Origin of the sequence: Pseudoalteromonas sp. SR44-8 (genome assembly GCF_014163635.1) — a bacterium.
Taxonomy (GTDB): Bacteria; Pseudomonadota; Gammaproteobacteria; order Enterobacterales; family Alteromonadaceae; genus Pseudoalteromonas; species Pseudoalteromonas rhizosphaerae.
In genome coordinates this window covers 62,212-77,127 of the sequence record NZ_JACJDS010000008.1, presented here as the reverse complement: position 1 = coordinate 77,127, position 14,916 = coordinate 62,212, and the positions used below count along the sequence as shown (strand labels likewise).

The following is a 14,916-nucleotide window of genomic DNA, read 5'->3' as shown; positions in this document are numbered from 1 at the left end:
AAAAAATTCTCACTAAGCGCGCGGATGATGTTGTTGATGTACCAATTTTAACCGTTCATTAGCTACATGGGTATAAATTTGTGTGGTTGATAAATCACTATGCCCTAACATCATCTGTACAACCCTTAGGTCAGCACCATGATTTAGTAAGTGTGTTGCGAACGCATGGCGCAACGTATGGGGCGATAAAGGCGATTCAACTGCTGCCAAAATAGCATAGTGTTTAATACGATGCCAAAAAGTTTGTCGAGTCATACCGACTCCACGCTTTGACGGAAACACAAAATCAGTGGCATGTTTGATCATTTGCGCGCGCCCCACTTTTAAAAATTGCTCGAGCCAATACATAGCCTCTTCGCCAAGCGGCACCAAACGCTCTTTATTACCTTTACCTTTAACAAACACCACTGCTTGGCGCAAATTAATTTGTTCAATACGCAACCCAACTAACTCGCTAACCCGTAAACCCGTTGCATATAATAGCTCTAACATAGCTTTGTCGCGCAAGCCCATCGGCTCTTCAACATTAGGCGCCGCCAAAAGTGCTTCTACTTCATTTTCTGACAACGTTTTCGGCAATGATAGGCCCGCTTTAGGCTGAGCAATATTTACCATTGGCGAATCAGTAATGTGTTTTTCACGTACAAAGTATTGGTAAAAGCGCTTTAACGCGCTAATACTGCGCGCCGTACTGCGAGGCTTTAAACCTAAATCAACACGATGCGCTAAATAGCTTTCAATATCTTGGCCACTGACGGTGAGCAAATCTTGACCTTTTAAAAAGTGGCAAAATTTATCCAAGTCGCTGCGATACGCAGATAAAGTGTTATCGCTTACGTGTTGTTCTAAATAGAGGTTATCTAAAAAAGATTCAAGATAATCACTATTACCGAGTAGTTCGTCGTGATCTGTAATGGCTGAGTCTAATGACTCATGATCAGGTAACGTGGTCACAGTTATTCTCATAGTTATCAAGGTATCAATTAATAATACCTTACGGTAAACTTCAGCCTATCATATCAGGCAAATACACAGTGATAAATACGATGCAAATTGGTTTATTTTATGGTTCTACCACATGCTATACAGAAATAGCAGCAGAAAAAATTCGCGATATTATCGGTCAAGACATTGTCAGCCTACATAACATCAAAGATGAACCATTAAAAAATGCAGAAAATTACGACTTTATCATCTTTGGTATCTCCACATGGGATTTTGGCGAGTTACAAGAAGATTGGGAGTCGATTTGGGACGACATTAAAGATGTTGATCTCAATGGCAAAACCATCGCTTTATTTGGCATGGGCGATCAACAAGGTTATGGTCAATGGTTTCAAGATGCACTTGGTATGTTACATGATGAAATAAGTAGCCAACAATATACTTTATTAGGATTGTGGCCGAACGACAGCACGTATGAGTTTGAAGCCTCTAAGGCACTCACCGAAGATGGCAAACACTTCGTTGGTTTAGCCCTTGATGAAGACAGCCAATACGAACACAGTGATGAGCGTATCGCTAACTGGGTTGAACAGATCATGACTGAGTACAGCGAGACATTATAAATCTCGCTGCGTAACACTGATACCCAAACCGCCTCAAAATGCAGAGCTTACGGTTTCATAAGGGCTTAATATCAAGGTGTTGCTTTGCAACAGTGGCAATTCTATTTAAGAAACAACAACTAATTACTAAGTTTATATCCAACGGTACGCTATAAACTTTATCCAAGCTGCTTGTTTAAAATGCTATTAATAACTTACTCTGCTTCTAAACAGCTCAGTTATCCCTCAAAAATAAATCAGCGGCCTTTTAGGTCGCTGATTCATTTCCAACTCAATAGCTTACAAGCCAAATACCACTTTTTCACTTTTCAGCATACGTGCGCTTAAAAAACTAAAGGCTACACATAATACCAGTGTGATCACTGTTGATAGCAGTAACTGCGGAATAGGAATGGGATTACCTTTAATAAATTCCATTAATGCAAACTGCTGTGCTGCTATCGGCAACCACTGCACCTTATCTGTCGCAATATCATAAGTAGTTATCATGCTTAACGCCATTGGGATAAATAACACCATAGTGACGTAAGATTGCGCTTCTTTAAATGACTTAGCCATAAAAGACACAAACACTTGTAAGCTTGCCGACATCAACGCGATAGGTAGGCATATTGCGATACTAAATAACATAAACGCAGGGGTAATAGTGATGCTAAAGCCCATTTGCTGCCACGGCACCATTGCATACGAAAACTTAGAGACAACTAAAATTACCACTAAACCTAACATCGAAAACGTGGTGATAGCGCCTATTTTAGCAAGCACAATATGTAAACTATGTAATGGATGACTCAACAATAACGATAAAGAATTACGCTCTCGCTCACCCGCACTGGTATCAATTGCCAAATTCATCGCCGCGTAAAATAAAGCTAAAATAAGTGTTAATACGACAATACCCAAAATCATGCCACCTTTTGAATCTGGTGTAGCTTGATCATGTACTTCAATCGCGATTGCACGCATCAAACTCGGATCCACACCACGAGAGACTAATCTCAGGCTCGCTATTTCAGAGCTGTACAATGCTATTGCTTTTTCAACTTGGTTGATATGTTTACGCAACTTATCATCAGATTTATCTGCAATTAGCGTTACCGTAGCTGGGCGCCCTTCGCTCATTTTTTGTTGATAGTCATCACTGATTGATAAAGTAATATCTTTACGCTCATTAGCATCAGTACTGGCAAAAATATCACGACTATTAAGGTGAGCAATAAGTCCTGGTGCACTATCGCTATTTTCAATATTAATTTTTAGTGCTTCAGGCGATGCTAATTGCTGTAGCAAAACACTCATTAATAAGCACACACCAATTGGTGCACCTATCGCATAATACAGCCCCGCCATTATCGAGCGTTTATCACGGCTGGCATCCATCACTTCTTTTTTAAATAACACTGTTAATAAATTAATCATGCTGCAATCCCCTCATCACTACCAATTAAGGCGACAAATGCTTCTTCTAATGTCTCTTTACCTGCATGTTCACACAGCTCAGCCACTGAACCTTGTGCAATCACTTGACCATTGGCCATGATCACCACGTGATCACATAACGCTGCAACTTCTTGCATAACATGCGATGAAAATAACACGCAGTGCCCTTGCGCCTTTAATAACAGCAACAGCTCTCTTAATATGCGGGTACTCATTACATCAAGCCCACGGGTTGGTTCATCTAAAATAATGTTTGATGGGTTATGAACCACGGCTTGTGCTAAGGCGGTTTTCATCCGTTGGCCTTGCGAAAAGCCTTGGCAACGGCGATCGGCAATATCATTCATAGCTAATTTATTTATCACATCTATTGTCGCTTGTTTTGCATCACTGGCATTGAGACCACTGAGCTGGGCAAAAAAAGTAATGTATTCCCTTGGTGTTAATCGCTCATACAAGCCGCACGGATCAGGAAACAATCCTAGTTTTTGCTTTGCTACCATCGGCTCTTTGGCAACATCAATGCCGTCAATTTCAGCATTTCCGCTATCAGCCTTTAACAATCCAAATACGGTGCGTAAACAAGTGGTTTTACCTGCGCCATTTGGCCCTAGGAGGCCTGTTATCTTGCCGTCCTGTGCAGTAAAACTTAAACCATTTAGCGCATTAACATCGCCAATCTTCTTATTTAGGTTGGTTACTTTAATCATCACTTACTCCTTGTTAGCTGCATCAGCTGGGTGGCTATTGGCAACGGCTACGCCGTTAATATTCATAAAAAACGGTTTGTCATTTGCATCATTAATACAGGTTTTGTCAATGTCTTGCATACTTTGCTGGTCGATAAACTTGGCAATGATTTTCGGCGCACAGGTTTGTGAGCCAATGCCATGGGTGGCAGTCGGTGCAACTAAGTGGGTGGCATTTGTCATCTCAACCATCGCAAGCTCGGCCCAACTTGCAGGTGTAGCAGGATCGCGTCCACCAGAAAGAAGTAACGTTGGCGTACTGGTTTTTAGCGGCTGATAAAATGTTTCGTCAACGGCTTTTACATTCAGAATTGGGCACGCTATATCCAACCCCGCAATCATTGCTTTGCCCATATAAGTTTTACTGTACTGAGCGCGGGTTTGCGTTGTTAAGCGTGGCCAATCTTCACCACAAACGATGGCGTTATGCATACCCATTGCTAAAGATTGTGTTAAATCAACATTCGCCATCATGCCAGCCAATGGTGAATAGTCACCCCTTAGTGCTTTTTCAATAACCATTGGTACAATCGCACGTTGTGCATGGCCGTAAAGCGCAAATCGTATCGCACTGTAAAGCTTCATTTTAGTGATTGTAAAATCAATAAGGTCATTGGTGCGTGGGTGTCTAACCTGTGTTTGTACAGGCTGTTGTTCAAGCCTCGTAAGCAATGAATTAAAGTTATTTGCTAAGTTAGGGTATTGGGCTGCGCATAAAGCATCAGTTTCGCAGCGCTTGAATAATGCAGCCAGTGAACCATCAACCGCTCCGCCTATGGCAGCCAGACTTTGCTGCATTGGCACAACGCCATCTAAGGTACTCGTTAAAACAGCATTAGGAAATTGGCGCATGTATTCTTGCGCTATACGTGTGCCGTATGACACCCCATATAAATGAAAGCCTTTATAACCAAGAGCAACACGCACAGCTTCAAAATCCTTTGCCGCAACAGGCGTAGTAAAATTGCTCAAATCAATATTGAGCTTTGCTTTACATTTTTGCGTATCTTCTGCTCCCATGGCTTGAAGATCGGCAATCACATCATTAAAAGCAAACTGGGTTTTTAGGTCATCACTTTCACATTGCAATTGATGTGAATAACCCGTGCCACGCTGGTCAACCAAGACTATGTCACGAGTTTCGCGAGCAAAACGTAAGTTATGGTCAAATATTCTCGCTAAATCTATAGCCCCTTGTCCCGGGCCACCGGCAAAACCAAGTACCGCTTCATCAGGATGACTGGGCTTGATTGCAGGTATAACTGCAAAGTGGATATCAATCTCCCCTTCGCTTGGATCATCTGACAATGGTTGAGCAATACTGCCACACATCAATCGATCAGACAGCCCTTCCATATAGCATGGCGTCAGTTTTGGTTGGTTATTTTGATTATTTTCTGCGTATGACGCAGTTGATGCAACCATTAAAATTGGCATCATCACTTTAATTATCAGTCTATTAAAACAATTTGATATGCTTTTCATCACTTTTCCCTTGTTTGCATTTTACACTTAATGTGATAACTTATTACTTAGTGTATCGGTGTATTAATGTATTAATACAGTAGAGAAAGAGTAATGCTAGAATTTATTAATGTCAACCCCAATAGTGGCGATCCCATTTATAAGCAATTACATGAACAAATTGTGCGTTTAATTGTAGGTGAGCAAATAGCTGCAGGTGAAGAGCTTCCGTCCGTGAGAAAAATAGCGGATCACTTTGCTGTTAATCCTATGACAGTTTCCAGAGCGATTGGTCAATTAGTGGATCAAGGTTGGTTAGAACGACGCCGTGGCCAAGCAACCCGTGTCGCACAAAAAACAGCACAACAAACCGATCAACAAGAGAGCTTACTTTTTAAAGCTATCGATCAACTTATTCAGCAAGCCAAACAACTCGATGTGCCACAACCGACTTTAACCGAACTAATAAAAAAACGGTGGGAATTATAACAATGACACAACCACTTCTTAGCTATAAAAATGTCTCTAAACATTACAACCAACGTCTGATATTAAACAACATCAACCTTAATGTTGAGCCTGGCATGGTGATTGGTTTATTAGGTAAAAATGGTGCAGGTAAAACAACCTTATTACGTAGCGCGCTGGGTTTAGTAAAGCCTGATGAGGGTGAAGTACAAGCATTAGGTGAATTAAGTCATCAATTAAGTGCCAGCAGTAAACAAAAAATTGGTTATGTCGCCCAGCAAACGTTTGGTTATGAAGGTTTTAAAATTGCTGACGCTTTGGCATTACATCGCAGTTTTTACCCAAATTGGGATATGCAATTAGAAGCAAAATGGCTCGCGCGCTTTGAATTGAATAGCAAGGATGCGATTAATGATCTCTCAATCGGCCAGCGTCAAACTTTGGCCCTTATTATGGCCATGGCCTACAGACCCCAGCTACTTATTTTAGACGAGCCGGTGGCGAGCTTAGACCCAATTGCTAGACGCGAATTTATGAGTGATCTTTTCGATTTAGCAATAGATTCGGGCTCCGGAATTTTATTTTCATCACATATCACCTCTGACATAGAGCGCGTCGCCAGCCACATTGCACTTATAAAACAAGGCGAGTTACTGTTACTCGACGAATTAGATGTCATTCGCGACACCGTTAGAAAAGTCAGCTTTAAAGAGTCGACGATTGATCTCAGTGCATACAAGGTACTTAACAGGCAGCAAAATTGTGCCATTATTTATGGCTATACAGGTGAAACTGTTGTTGGTGCTCTAGCAATCAATACACTGTCTCTTGAACAGCTGTTTGTGGAGTTACATGGATGATGCAAGCCAGTAAATGTCCATGGTATCAAGGTGCTGTCAGTTTTTGGTTAAAAGACGTCGGCTGTGCCAGTTATTTCATCGCTGCAATTATAACGACATTACTATGCCTTATAGCTACAGGTATTGAAGATCTGATCGGACTAATGATCATGTTTTCAATTATTTGTATGTACAGCGCGATAGCTTGGCAAAGTATTCGCTTGCAAGCCACTGAATGGCAGAGTTTAGTTGTTGGTTACCGTAAACATGTGATGTTTCAAGGTAAAGTATTCATTATATTGAGTAACTTAATTTCTATCTTGAGTATCATAATTGCGGGCAATATCAATCTATTAGCAACGCTCACGATGGCCAATCTTGTTGGCATTATTATCTGGTTTTTAAATCGCTCATTCAGCCATTTATTTACCTCTGTTTGCTATTTCAGCTTCTTTATAGCTACGTTAGTGTGTGTGCTTATTGAGCAACTGCCAGTTTGGCTAATACCCGTTAACGTCGTTGCTTTTATTGCTATCGTGTTATTTCATAAAAGCTTTACATCTGCGTACAAATGGCGCCCCGATTCATTACTAAATTATCGTAATGGTCTGCAATCTGGTTGGTCGCCAGTTCCCAGTGGTTTTTTATCAAATTACGGCAGCTCAATTAATAAAGGGTTATTCCCTCTTAGCTACTTTGTTGGCTCTGGACTCTCTCAATACCTTATTTTAATTACACTTTTATGTTTTTTCGGTGTAGTGGCGAATCTATTTTATAATATCACTGAGCAGGCCATTTTTGTTTTAACGCTGAATTTATTCGCGATTGTTACATTAAGTTTATGGAGCAAAGTACAAAAGCAAAACTCATGGGAGCTGTTATTTACCCTACCAATTTACAACACTAGCTACAGCGCAAAAGTCGCACTTAGTTACAGTGTTTTAAAATTAGCAGCACTCGTAGCTTTACTGTGTTTTAGCACAGCAGCTGCGCTTACTCTTGCTAACCAAGAGTTGTTACTAGTTAATGCTTTAAGTTACTCGTTAGCCTGTGCTGCTGGTTTACTACTTAGCTTTGCGATCGGTAATATTTGCAAAAACATAAACTTACTAAGTGTAATTTTATGCTTAACGTTTGGATTAAATATGGGCCTAGCAAACTATATGTTTGACCACGGTGACAGCTTAACTCTGCTTGTATTAATGAGTCTCTATGCGACAGCTATGGCGGGAGCAAATCACTTAACCGCTAGGTACTTATAGTAATTAAGGCCAATCATTGAATTGAACTTCGTCGTTAATAAAGTTTAGCGCATGTGATTGGCGCCCAGCCCATTTAAAAGTATTTGCCCATGGTAGTTCTAGCTGCTGAAGAATAAACTCATAAACAGCATTTTAAATTATCGAAAAACAATAATTTTTTATTGTTTAAAGTTCATTTTAATGGCATCTTAGTTTTTTAACTTAAAGGAACTAAAATGAAAGCTCTCTGTTTAAACCTCTTGCTATCGATGACCCTGTTGATCCTAACGGCATGTACAACAATAGAAGTTAAGGAGTCACACTTTATTAAACCAGATCAGGGGATTGATCTAACCATACTCCAGAATATTAATAATACAGCAAATTTAAACCCTATTGAGATTACAGCGTTTGATGGCATTAAACTTCGCGGAACTCTTATAACCGTCGCAAACGCTAAAGCCACTATAGTCTACTTTGGGGGAAATCAGTTCAGAGTTGATATTGCTGCAAAACAACCCTTAGAGGCACTATTGCCACTACAAACAAATATAGTGATGTTTGATCATCGTGGCTATGGAAAAAGTGATGGCTCACCTACCGTTAGTAACCTAAAGCAAGATGCACTTAGTATATTTGATTACGTAAAACAGAATCCTCGCATTAACAACAAACCAATTATTTTGCATGGACACTCTTTAGGAAGCGTAATAGCAGGCTATGTCACAACGAAAAGAAACATTGATGGCTTAGTACTCGAAGGCAGTATTACTAATGTTCAAGAAATGACCGACACTAGAGTTCCTTGGTACGCAAAACCTTTTATCACTATTAACTACTCTGATGGCTTACTTGAGTTTGATAACCTTAAAATTGTAAAACAATATAAATCACCGCTGCTAATTATAACGGGTGAAAATGATACACAAACACCAATATCATTGGCAAAGTCTTTATTCAAACATGCTGCATCCAGTCAAAAGCAATTATATATCGCATCTGGAAAACACCATGGCGATACGCTAAATGGAACTGAATTAAAGCCTCATTATGAGGTATTATTAACTCAATTAACGTCAAGCAGCTTATAACAATGAAGAAAATAATTTGGATGAGCAATATCATTTTAACCTTACTATTACTCAGCTTATTCACTATATTGATCACCCTAAGTATGGTGTTATTCACTAGCTCAGAGCTAAATTTAGGCGTCGAAGGTAGCGCTCATATGTGGATAGGTCTTGAAGTCAATGGCTCATGGAGCAACGCAGCTAAACAATTAACAGAAAATCACTATAATGCTTTAGTTTGGCTCGGTTTAATCCAAGTCCTGCCATTTATCATAATAAATATTATTTTACTTCGTTTGTTTTCGCTTTATCGCAAGGGACTGTTTTTTAGCGCTAAAAATATTAGTTGCTTCACATGGCTCGGTGGTGTGTTACTTCTACAATTTGTGATTACTGCCATTTATCCTGCTTTGCTTGTGACCTTAATCAATACTATAACGAGCGACGAGCTTACCCGTATTATATTCATCAGCGATACCGACATTATAGGGTTACTCGCTGGGCTTATAATTTACGTAATAGCTTGGGTAATGAAACAAGCACACCAATTACAACAAGAACAAGAGCTTGTGATTTGATGCCGATAATAATAGATTTAGATGTCATGCTAGCAACACGTAAAATGAAATCAAGCGAGCTGGCTGAAGCCATTGGTATTACACCACAGAATTTATCAGTATTAAAAGCTGGCAGAGCGAAGGCTGTGCGCTTTAGTACCCTTGATGCCATATGTGAGCATCTAGAGTGTCAACCAGGCGATATACTTAGGTATATTGAAGAGGATAACAAATAAAAAACGGCCATTTTTTTAATGGCCGTTTTGCTGTTTAAATAAAATAATTTAAAACACTTATAGTGAGAATGTACGGCCTATAGACAATACAATACGCTCATCTGCAGTATCAATATCTAGGCTGGTGTTCTCGCCCGCTACCTCAATATCAAAACCCGCTAAACTTGTTTGATAAGCAAGACGATAGTGGTTATACGATTTACCATCGGTATCCCATGCAAACTTATCGCCATCGAGTGAATTTGAAATATCAAAGCTGGCACGCAGTGCGTGATTAGGTGCAAGTTCAATGGTGTGTGCAACCATAGAAATCACATGACCTGCGCCGGTACCAAAATAATCCCAGCTATACCAAAAGTTAAGCTCTGTTTGCCCTAACTCACTTGCGTAACCAAATTTAGTGTAGGCTTCAAAGTAGTTACCATCGCTTGAGTTGCTTTGCCCATGGTAACTGTAATACGCAAGGCCGTAATCAATACTGAGCGCTTCATTTAACTGCGCATAGCGACCGAAGTAAGCATCCCATTCAATATTTGTGTCGTCACCAAAGTCAACGTTTGACGCCCACGTGCCAGCATACATGCCTGACTCGCCAAATGAATAATCAAGGCTACCTTGTAACGCTGGGTCGTTTTGCGTTTGGCTCACACCATTAAAGGTATAATCTGATGCGCCGGTTACGGTTGCTGACCAATCAGCCAATACTGAGGTTGAAAAAAGTGCAAACGGTAATGCGACTGCTAATAATGTTTTTTGTGTTGTCATGTTAATTCCTTCGCTACTGTATAAGCTAATATCTAGCTAGCTGATTCAATTTTTGTGTAGTCAATTTTGTTGTCTTTCGGCGAACTATCAATGTTACTCACAGTTTTAACTTTGCTATAGGCAATATAGGCTGCACACGCAAAGAACAAACCAATCACTAACACTCCGACCCACTGGATTTGTAGAAAGTTCTGCTTAAATAATAGGGTTAATAATGAAAGAGCGACAACATTTAGCGCAATATATTTAAATTTACCTAAACGTTTAACCGTCATACCCATATTGTCGGTGTATAAACGGATCAGTGAATCAAGCGAGTTGATCACAAACACTACGCCAACAAATACCATTGCTATATTTTTGATCCCTTGTGTATCAATGCCTGCTTCGTGATACTGATAAAGCACGCCAAACCAAATTGCGATTGGGATTGAAGGGAAAATTAACATTGCCCCCAATACTTGATAGGTTTTTAATCCACCGACAAAACGTGAAGTGAATTGACCAATCATAATACTCCACGCAAACCACCAAAATAAATAAAACTCATGGTAATCATTGAGTGGCAGTACAAACTGATTGATATTGCCAAAGTAACTACCAATTAACGTTAAATTATTTGTAAAATCTGACACTTGGCCATTTTCGCCCATAAATGCGCCAAGCCACATAAAACCAATTAGTGCTATAAATAACCAGGTAGTTGAAATACTTAGAAAACGTACATATTTAATATCGGTGCTTGAATACACCGCAAAGCAAATAGCTGCGAATACAATTAAATAAAATGACGGAATAATCGACTCACCATCACCAAGACTAGGTAAATACCAAGGTAGGTTAGAGAGCAATAAGAAAGCGGTGAAGGCACAAGTACCAATAATAACTACATTATTGATTAATTTAACCCAAGGAATTTCGAAAAATTTCACTTTAGGTTCTATTACACAGAAATAAAAGCACGTAAGGAAATAGAATCCCCAGATCAGAAAGCCCCAATAACCAAACTCGATAGCTAGTGGATTGGCAAACGCGTACTCTGGGCTTGCTTTTATGTCTGCATAACCTGCAAACTCAGTGAGTGGAAACATGATCAAGCCAACATCTAAGCCTGATGTAAATAAGATGGCGATAAAGGTAAATGTTCTTACCGGTGTGACGCCAACACACTTTACATTGCCCCATTTTACTAAAATTGCAACAATTGCTAGTAGGGTGAAAATAATGCCTGCGCTAAGCCATAAGGTCATAATTCCCTCCCCAAAATAAATGAAAATACATCATTACGTCTCCGTGTTTTTAGCCTCGCATTAACGCACCACAAACAACTTATGATGCGCGCCACTGCAAGCCCCACAGCACAAAGTATGCTGCAGGTGACTTTATTAAATCTCCGAACTACGCTGCACAGTTTGCCATTGAGACTCAACAGCAACCTTTGCTTGCGATTTACTAAGTGGTGGCTTACCTAAAATTAGATCAGCCGCTTTTTCTGCCACCATAATGGTTGGCGCATTTAAATTTCCGTTAGGAACTGTTGGGAAGATTGATGAATCCACCACATGAAGTCCCTCAATGCCATGTACTTGAGTGTTTGAGTTTACGACTGCCAGTTCATCTTCACCCATTTTGCATGAACATGAAGGATGGTAAGCACTCTCAACTGCCTGACGTACAAAAGCATCTATTTGTTCATCGGTTTGAATCTCTTTACCTGGTTGGATTTCGCCATCGCGGTAATCATCAAACGCACTTTGCTCAATGATTTCACGCGTTAAACGCACACAGGCTCTAAACCCTTCAATATCATCTTGATGCTGTAAATAGTTAAATTGGATCTTAGGTGCAACCGTTGGATCAGCCGATTTAATTGTTACTGCACCGCGGCTTTTAGGCTTGTTATGCCCTACATGGACCTGAAAACCATGGCCATCAAAAGCACTTTTACCGTCATAACGAATTGCCGCAGGTAAAAAGTGATATTGAATATCAGGCCACTCAACCCCCGGTTTTGAGCGAATAAATGCACAAGATTCAAAATGATTAGTCGCCCCAAGACCGCTGCGGTTTAATAACCAACGCGCGCCAATAAGGCCCTTTGAAATAAGGCCAAGCTTGCCGTTTAAGGTAATTGGCTGCTTACACTTATACTGGAAATAAAACTCCAAGTGATCTTGCAGGTTTTGCCCAACCCCGGGTAAATGGTGCTTAACCTCGATACCCGCTGCTTTAAGTATTTCGCTGTCGCCAATACCAGAAAGTTGCAATAAATGCGGTGAACCAATCGGACCGGCACTTAAAATAACGTCTTTACTGGCCTTTGCTTTAACAATATCGCCATTAACTTTGTACTGCACACCAACGGCTTTTTTGCCTTCAAGCAACACCTTTTCAGCCAACGCACCAGTAACAATAACTAAGTTTTTACGTGACTTCACTGGGTCTAAATATTCACGACTTGCAGAGCTGCGCACACCGTCTTTAACGGTCATGTGCATTGGACCAAAACCCTCTTGCTGCGCTGCGTTATAATCGTCAGTGGCTGCATATCCGGCTTGCTGGCCCGCTTTGATAAAGGCTTTATAAAGCGGGTTCGCCATTTCGTTACCGTTGTTCACACCCAAAGGGCCGCTATCACCACGATAATCGTTTTTACCTAAATAGAATGATTCTGCTTTTTGAAAATACGGTAAACAGGATTGATAATCCCACCCTTGTGCACCATGTTGTTGCCATTCATCAAAGTCTTTAGCATGGCCACGTACATACACCATGCCATTGATAGATGATGAGCCACCTAACACTTTGCCACGCGGGCAGTGCATTTGACGATCATCTAGATGCGGTTCAGCTTCACTATGAAACTGCCACGCGTATTTATCTGAATTCATCGGAATTGATAGCGCGGTAGGCATTTTAATGAAAATGCTTTTATCGCTGCCGCCAGTCTCTAATAATAAAACGCGGTTGCGGCTATCTTCGGATAAACGATTAGCCAGTACACAGCCCGCCGACCCTGCACCCACTATGATGTAATCATACGTTAGTGCAGTCATTAAAATGGGCTCTCTATATTAGTCATACCGACATAAATCGATTTAGTTTGGGTGTAATGATCAAGTGTTTCAATGCCATTTTCACGACCGATACCTGACTGCTTATAACCGCCCACAGGCATTTCTGCTGGCGAATTGCCGTAGCTGTTGATCCAACAAATACCTGCTTGCAGCTGATGAATAACACGGTGTGCGCGCTTAATATCTTTGGTAAACACGCCTGCAGCAAGGCCTAAGTGAGTATCGTTAGCACGGTGAATTACATCATCTTCGTCATCAAACGTTAATACGCTCATTACGGGACCAAAGATTTCTTCTTTGACGATCGTCATATCATCAGTGCAATCAATAAATACCGTCGGTGCAACAAAGTAACCGTTGGGTGCAGAGGCTGGGCTAAGTGTTTTACCACCCGTTAATAACGTTGCACCTTCGCTGATGCCTTTATCGATATAGCTCATCACTAATTGTTGATGCTTTTTGGAAATTAATGCGCCAAAGTTAACGTTAGGATCGAGTGGATCGCCCGCTATAATATTTTCTTCAGTGCGTGTTTTAAGCTCATCAATAAATTGCTGATAAACATTTTTGTGTACATAAATACGGGTGCAGTTAGTGCAAATTTCACCTTGCGTATAAAAATTACCTAACATTGCAGCACTTACTGCCTGTGAAATATCGGCATCATCAAATACTAGCAGTGGTGATTTACCACCAAGTTCCATGGTGACATCTTTTAATGAACCCGCAGCACTAGCAACTACTTTTTTACCTGTGCCTACTTCGCCGGTAAACGATACTTTCTCAATGTCAGCTGATTGTGTTAACCACTGGCCGACTTCTGCTGCACCTTGCACCACGTTAAACACACCCGCTGGTACACCCGCTTCGATGAATATTTCGGCAAGCTTAATTGCGCCAAGTGGCGTTTCTTCAGAAGGTTTAAAAATAAATGCATTTCCGGCAGCCAAAGCTGGGCCGGATTTCCAACAAGCGATTTGCAGCGGGTAGTTCCACGCACCAATTCCGGCACAAATCCCTAACGGCTCTTTACGGGTATAATAAAAATCTTCGCCAACCATTTGCTGCTGGCCAACTTGGGCAGGTGCTAGCCCTGCAAAATACTCGATTACATCAGCGCCAGTTTGCACATCAACACACTCGGCTTCTTGCCATGGTTTACCGGTATCTAGCACTTCTATTTTTGCAAGTAAATCATTACGCTCGCGCAATAATGCAACCGCTTTTAGTAAGATACGACTACGTTCAATCGGACTCATAGTTGACCATGCAGCAAATCCTTGTTTAGCACTTTGAATAGCCGCATTTTGAATAAACGCATCTGCCACTTCTACATAATAAATTACGTCATCTGTTGCTGGGTTTTTAACTGCAAATGTTTCGCCACTTTGATTTTTTAAAAAGTGACCATTGATAAAGTTTTGATAAACAGGTGTTGTCAC

Annotated in this window: 15 protein-coding genes; 7 read left to right on the top strand and 8 right to left on the bottom strand. The window is 40.7% G+C overall.

Annotation, left to right across the window (positions count from 1 at the left end):
* Nucleotides 1-12 precede the first annotated feature (12 nt).
* Complete coding sequence (xerD, locus tag H5183_RS05625; RefSeq protein ID WP_220491296.1) at nucleotides 13-966, bottom strand: site-specific tyrosine recombinase XerD; 954 nt, start codon at nucleotides 964-966, stop codon at nucleotides 13-15.
* Between the two features lie 80 nt (nucleotides 967-1,046).
* Here xerD and fldB point away from each other — a divergent pair, with 80 nt between their 5' ends.
* The gene (fldB, locus tag H5183_RS05620) at nucleotides 1,047-1,568 is read left to right on the top strand and encodes a flavodoxin FldB (RefSeq protein WP_149981789.1); all 522 of its coding nucleotides are present in this window, start codon (nucleotides 1,047-1,049) and stop codon (nucleotides 1,566-1,568) included.
* Between the two features lie 279 nt (nucleotides 1,569-1,847).
* Here the strand turns inward: fldB and H5183_RS05615 are convergent, their stop codons facing one another.
* From H5183_RS05615 to H5183_RS05605, 3 genes are read right to left on the bottom strand one after another with little or no spacing between them, the layout of a single operon-like run.
* The gene (locus H5183_RS05615) at nucleotides 1,848-2,987 is read right to left on the bottom strand and encodes an ABC transporter permease (RefSeq protein ID WP_182731150.1); all 1,140 of its coding nucleotides are present in this window, start codon (nucleotides 2,985-2,987) and stop codon (nucleotides 1,848-1,850) included.
* The gene (locus H5183_RS05610; RefSeq protein WP_145240830.1) at nucleotides 2,984-3,718 is read right to left on the bottom strand and encodes an ATP-binding cassette domain-containing protein; all 735 of its coding nucleotides are present in this window, start codon (nucleotides 3,716-3,718) and stop codon (nucleotides 2,984-2,986) included. Before H5183_RS05610 ends, H5183_RS05615 begins: the two co-directional genes overlap by 4 nt.
* Nucleotides 3,719-3,721: 3 nt before the next feature.
* On the bottom strand, nucleotides 3,722-5,242 hold the full coding sequence (locus H5183_RS05605; RefSeq protein ID WP_182731149.1) for an alpha/beta hydrolase: 1,521 nt from the start codon (nucleotides 5,240-5,242) through the stop codon (nucleotides 3,722-3,724).
* A gap of 93 nt (nucleotides 5,243-5,335) precedes the next feature.
* Here H5183_RS05605 and H5183_RS05600 point away from each other — a divergent pair, with 93 nt between their 5' ends.
* The 6 genes from H5183_RS05600 to H5183_RS05575 all read left to right on the top strand — a co-directional run bounded on the left by H5183_RS05600 (nucleotide 5,336) and on the right by H5183_RS05575 (nucleotide 9,632).
* The gene (locus H5183_RS05600; protein ID WP_145240826.1) at nucleotides 5,336-5,710 is read left to right on the top strand and encodes a GntR family transcriptional regulator; all 375 of its coding nucleotides are present in this window, start codon (nucleotides 5,336-5,338) and stop codon (nucleotides 5,708-5,710) included.
* Nucleotides 5,711-5,712: 2 nt separating this feature from the next.
* Nucleotides 5,713-6,549 carry an ABC transporter ATP-binding protein gene (locus H5183_RS05595; protein ID WP_182731148.1) on the top strand — a complete coding sequence of 279 codons (837 nt, stop codon included), beginning with the start codon at nucleotides 5,713-5,715 and terminating at the stop codon, nucleotides 6,547-6,549.
* Nucleotides 6,546-7,790: a hypothetical protein gene (locus H5183_RS05590; protein WP_182731147.1), complete on the top strand. Its 1,245-nt coding sequence runs from the start codon at nucleotides 6,546-6,548 to the stop codon at nucleotides 7,788-7,790. Before H5183_RS05595 ends, H5183_RS05590 begins: the two co-directional genes overlap by 4 nt.
* 215 nt (nucleotides 7,791-8,005) lie before the next feature.
* Nucleotides 8,006-8,860, top strand: a complete 855-nt coding sequence (locus tag H5183_RS05585) for an alpha/beta hydrolase (protein WP_182731146.1) — start codon at nucleotides 8,006-8,008, stop codon at nucleotides 8,858-8,860.
* 2 nt (nucleotides 8,861-8,862) lie between these two features.
* Entirely contained in the window at nucleotides 8,863-9,417 is a 555-nt protein-coding gene (locus H5183_RS05580) for a DUF2975 domain-containing protein (RefSeq protein WP_182731145.1), read from the top strand.
* On the top strand, nucleotides 9,417-9,632 hold the full coding sequence (locus H5183_RS05575) for a helix-turn-helix transcriptional regulator (RefSeq protein WP_182731144.1): 216 nt from the start codon (nucleotides 9,417-9,419) through the stop codon (nucleotides 9,630-9,632). Before H5183_RS05580 ends, H5183_RS05575 begins: the two co-directional genes overlap by 1 nt.
* Nucleotides 9,633-9,689: 57 nt before the next feature.
* On the opposite strand, the gene H5183_RS05570 is transcribed toward H5183_RS05575, so the two are convergent.
* From H5183_RS05570 to betB, 4 genes are all read right to left on the bottom strand, one after another.
* Nucleotides 9,690-10,397 carry a TorF family putative porin gene (locus tag H5183_RS05570; protein ID WP_145240814.1) on the bottom strand — a complete coding sequence of 236 codons (708 nt, stop codon included), beginning with the start codon at nucleotides 10,395-10,397 and terminating at the stop codon, nucleotides 9,690-9,692.
* Nucleotides 10,398-10,429: 32 nt separating this feature from the next.
* On the bottom strand, nucleotides 10,430-11,647 hold the full coding sequence (locus H5183_RS05565; protein WP_182731143.1) for a BCCT family transporter: 1,218 nt from the start codon (nucleotides 11,645-11,647) through the stop codon (nucleotides 10,430-10,432).
* A gap of 135 nt (nucleotides 11,648-11,782) precedes the next feature.
* Complete coding sequence (gene betA, locus H5183_RS05560) at nucleotides 11,783-13,453, bottom strand: choline dehydrogenase (protein ID WP_182731142.1); 1,671 nt, start codon at nucleotides 13,451-13,453, stop codon at nucleotides 11,783-11,785.
* Nucleotides 13,453-14,916: a betaine-aldehyde dehydrogenase gene (betB, locus tag H5183_RS05555; protein ID WP_145240808.1), complete on the bottom strand. Its 1,464-nt coding sequence runs from the start codon at nucleotides 14,914-14,916 to the stop codon at nucleotides 13,453-13,455. Before betB ends, betA begins: the two co-directional genes overlap by 1 nt.

What these genes read in the sequence shown, in the direction of transcription:
- H5183_RS05590 (WP_182731147.1), top strand. Translation starts at nt 6,546, where the DNA reads ATGATGCAAGCCAGTAAATGTCCATGGTATCAAGGTGCTGTCAGTTTT.
- H5183_RS05595 (WP_182731148.1), top strand. Translation starts at nt 5,713, where the DNA reads ATGACACAACCACTTCTTAGCTATAAAAATGTCTCTAAACATTACAAC.
- H5183_RS05570 (WP_145240814.1), bottom strand. Translation starts at nt 10,397, where the DNA reads ATGACAACACAAAAAACATTATTAGCAGTCGCATTACCGTTTGCACTT.
- H5183_RS05600 (WP_145240826.1), top strand. Translation starts at nt 5,336, where the DNA reads ATGCTAGAATTTATTAATGTCAACCCCAATAGTGGCGATCCCATTTAT.
- H5183_RS05580 (WP_182731145.1), top strand. Translation starts at nt 8,863, where the DNA reads ATGAAGAAAATAATTTGGATGAGCAATATCATTTTAACCTTACTATTA.
- H5183_RS05575 (WP_182731144.1), top strand. Translation starts at nt 9,417, where the DNA reads ATGCCGATAATAATAGATTTAGATGTCATGCTAGCAACACGTAAAATG.
- betA (WP_182731142.1), bottom strand. Translation starts at nt 13,453, where the DNA reads ATGACTGCACTAACGTATGATTACATCATAGTGGGTGCAGGGTCGGCG.
- H5183_RS05610 (WP_145240830.1), bottom strand. Translation starts at nt 3,718, where the DNA reads ATGATTAAAGTAACCAACCTAAATAAGAAGATTGGCGATGTTAATGCG.
- H5183_RS05615 (WP_182731150.1), bottom strand. Translation starts at nt 2,987, where the DNA reads ATGATTAATTTATTAACAGTGTTATTTAAAAAAGAAGTGATGGATGCC.
- H5183_RS05605 (WP_182731149.1), bottom strand. Translation starts at nt 5,242, where the DNA reads ATGAAAAGCATATCAAATTGTTTTAATAGACTGATAATTAAAGTGATG.
- xerD (WP_220491296.1), bottom strand. Translation starts at nt 966, where the DNA reads ATGAGAATAACTGTGACCACGTTACCTGATCATGAGTCATTAGACTCA.
- H5183_RS05585 (WP_182731146.1), top strand. Translation starts at nt 8,006, where the DNA reads ATGAAAGCTCTCTGTTTAAACCTCTTGCTATCGATGACCCTGTTGATC.
- H5183_RS05565 (WP_182731143.1), bottom strand. Translation starts at nt 11,647, where the DNA reads ATGACCTTATGGCTTAGCGCAGGCATTATTTTCACCCTACTAGCAATT.
- fldB (WP_149981789.1), top strand. Translation starts at nt 1,047, where the DNA reads ATGCAAATTGGTTTATTTTATGGTTCTACCACATGCTATACAGAAATA.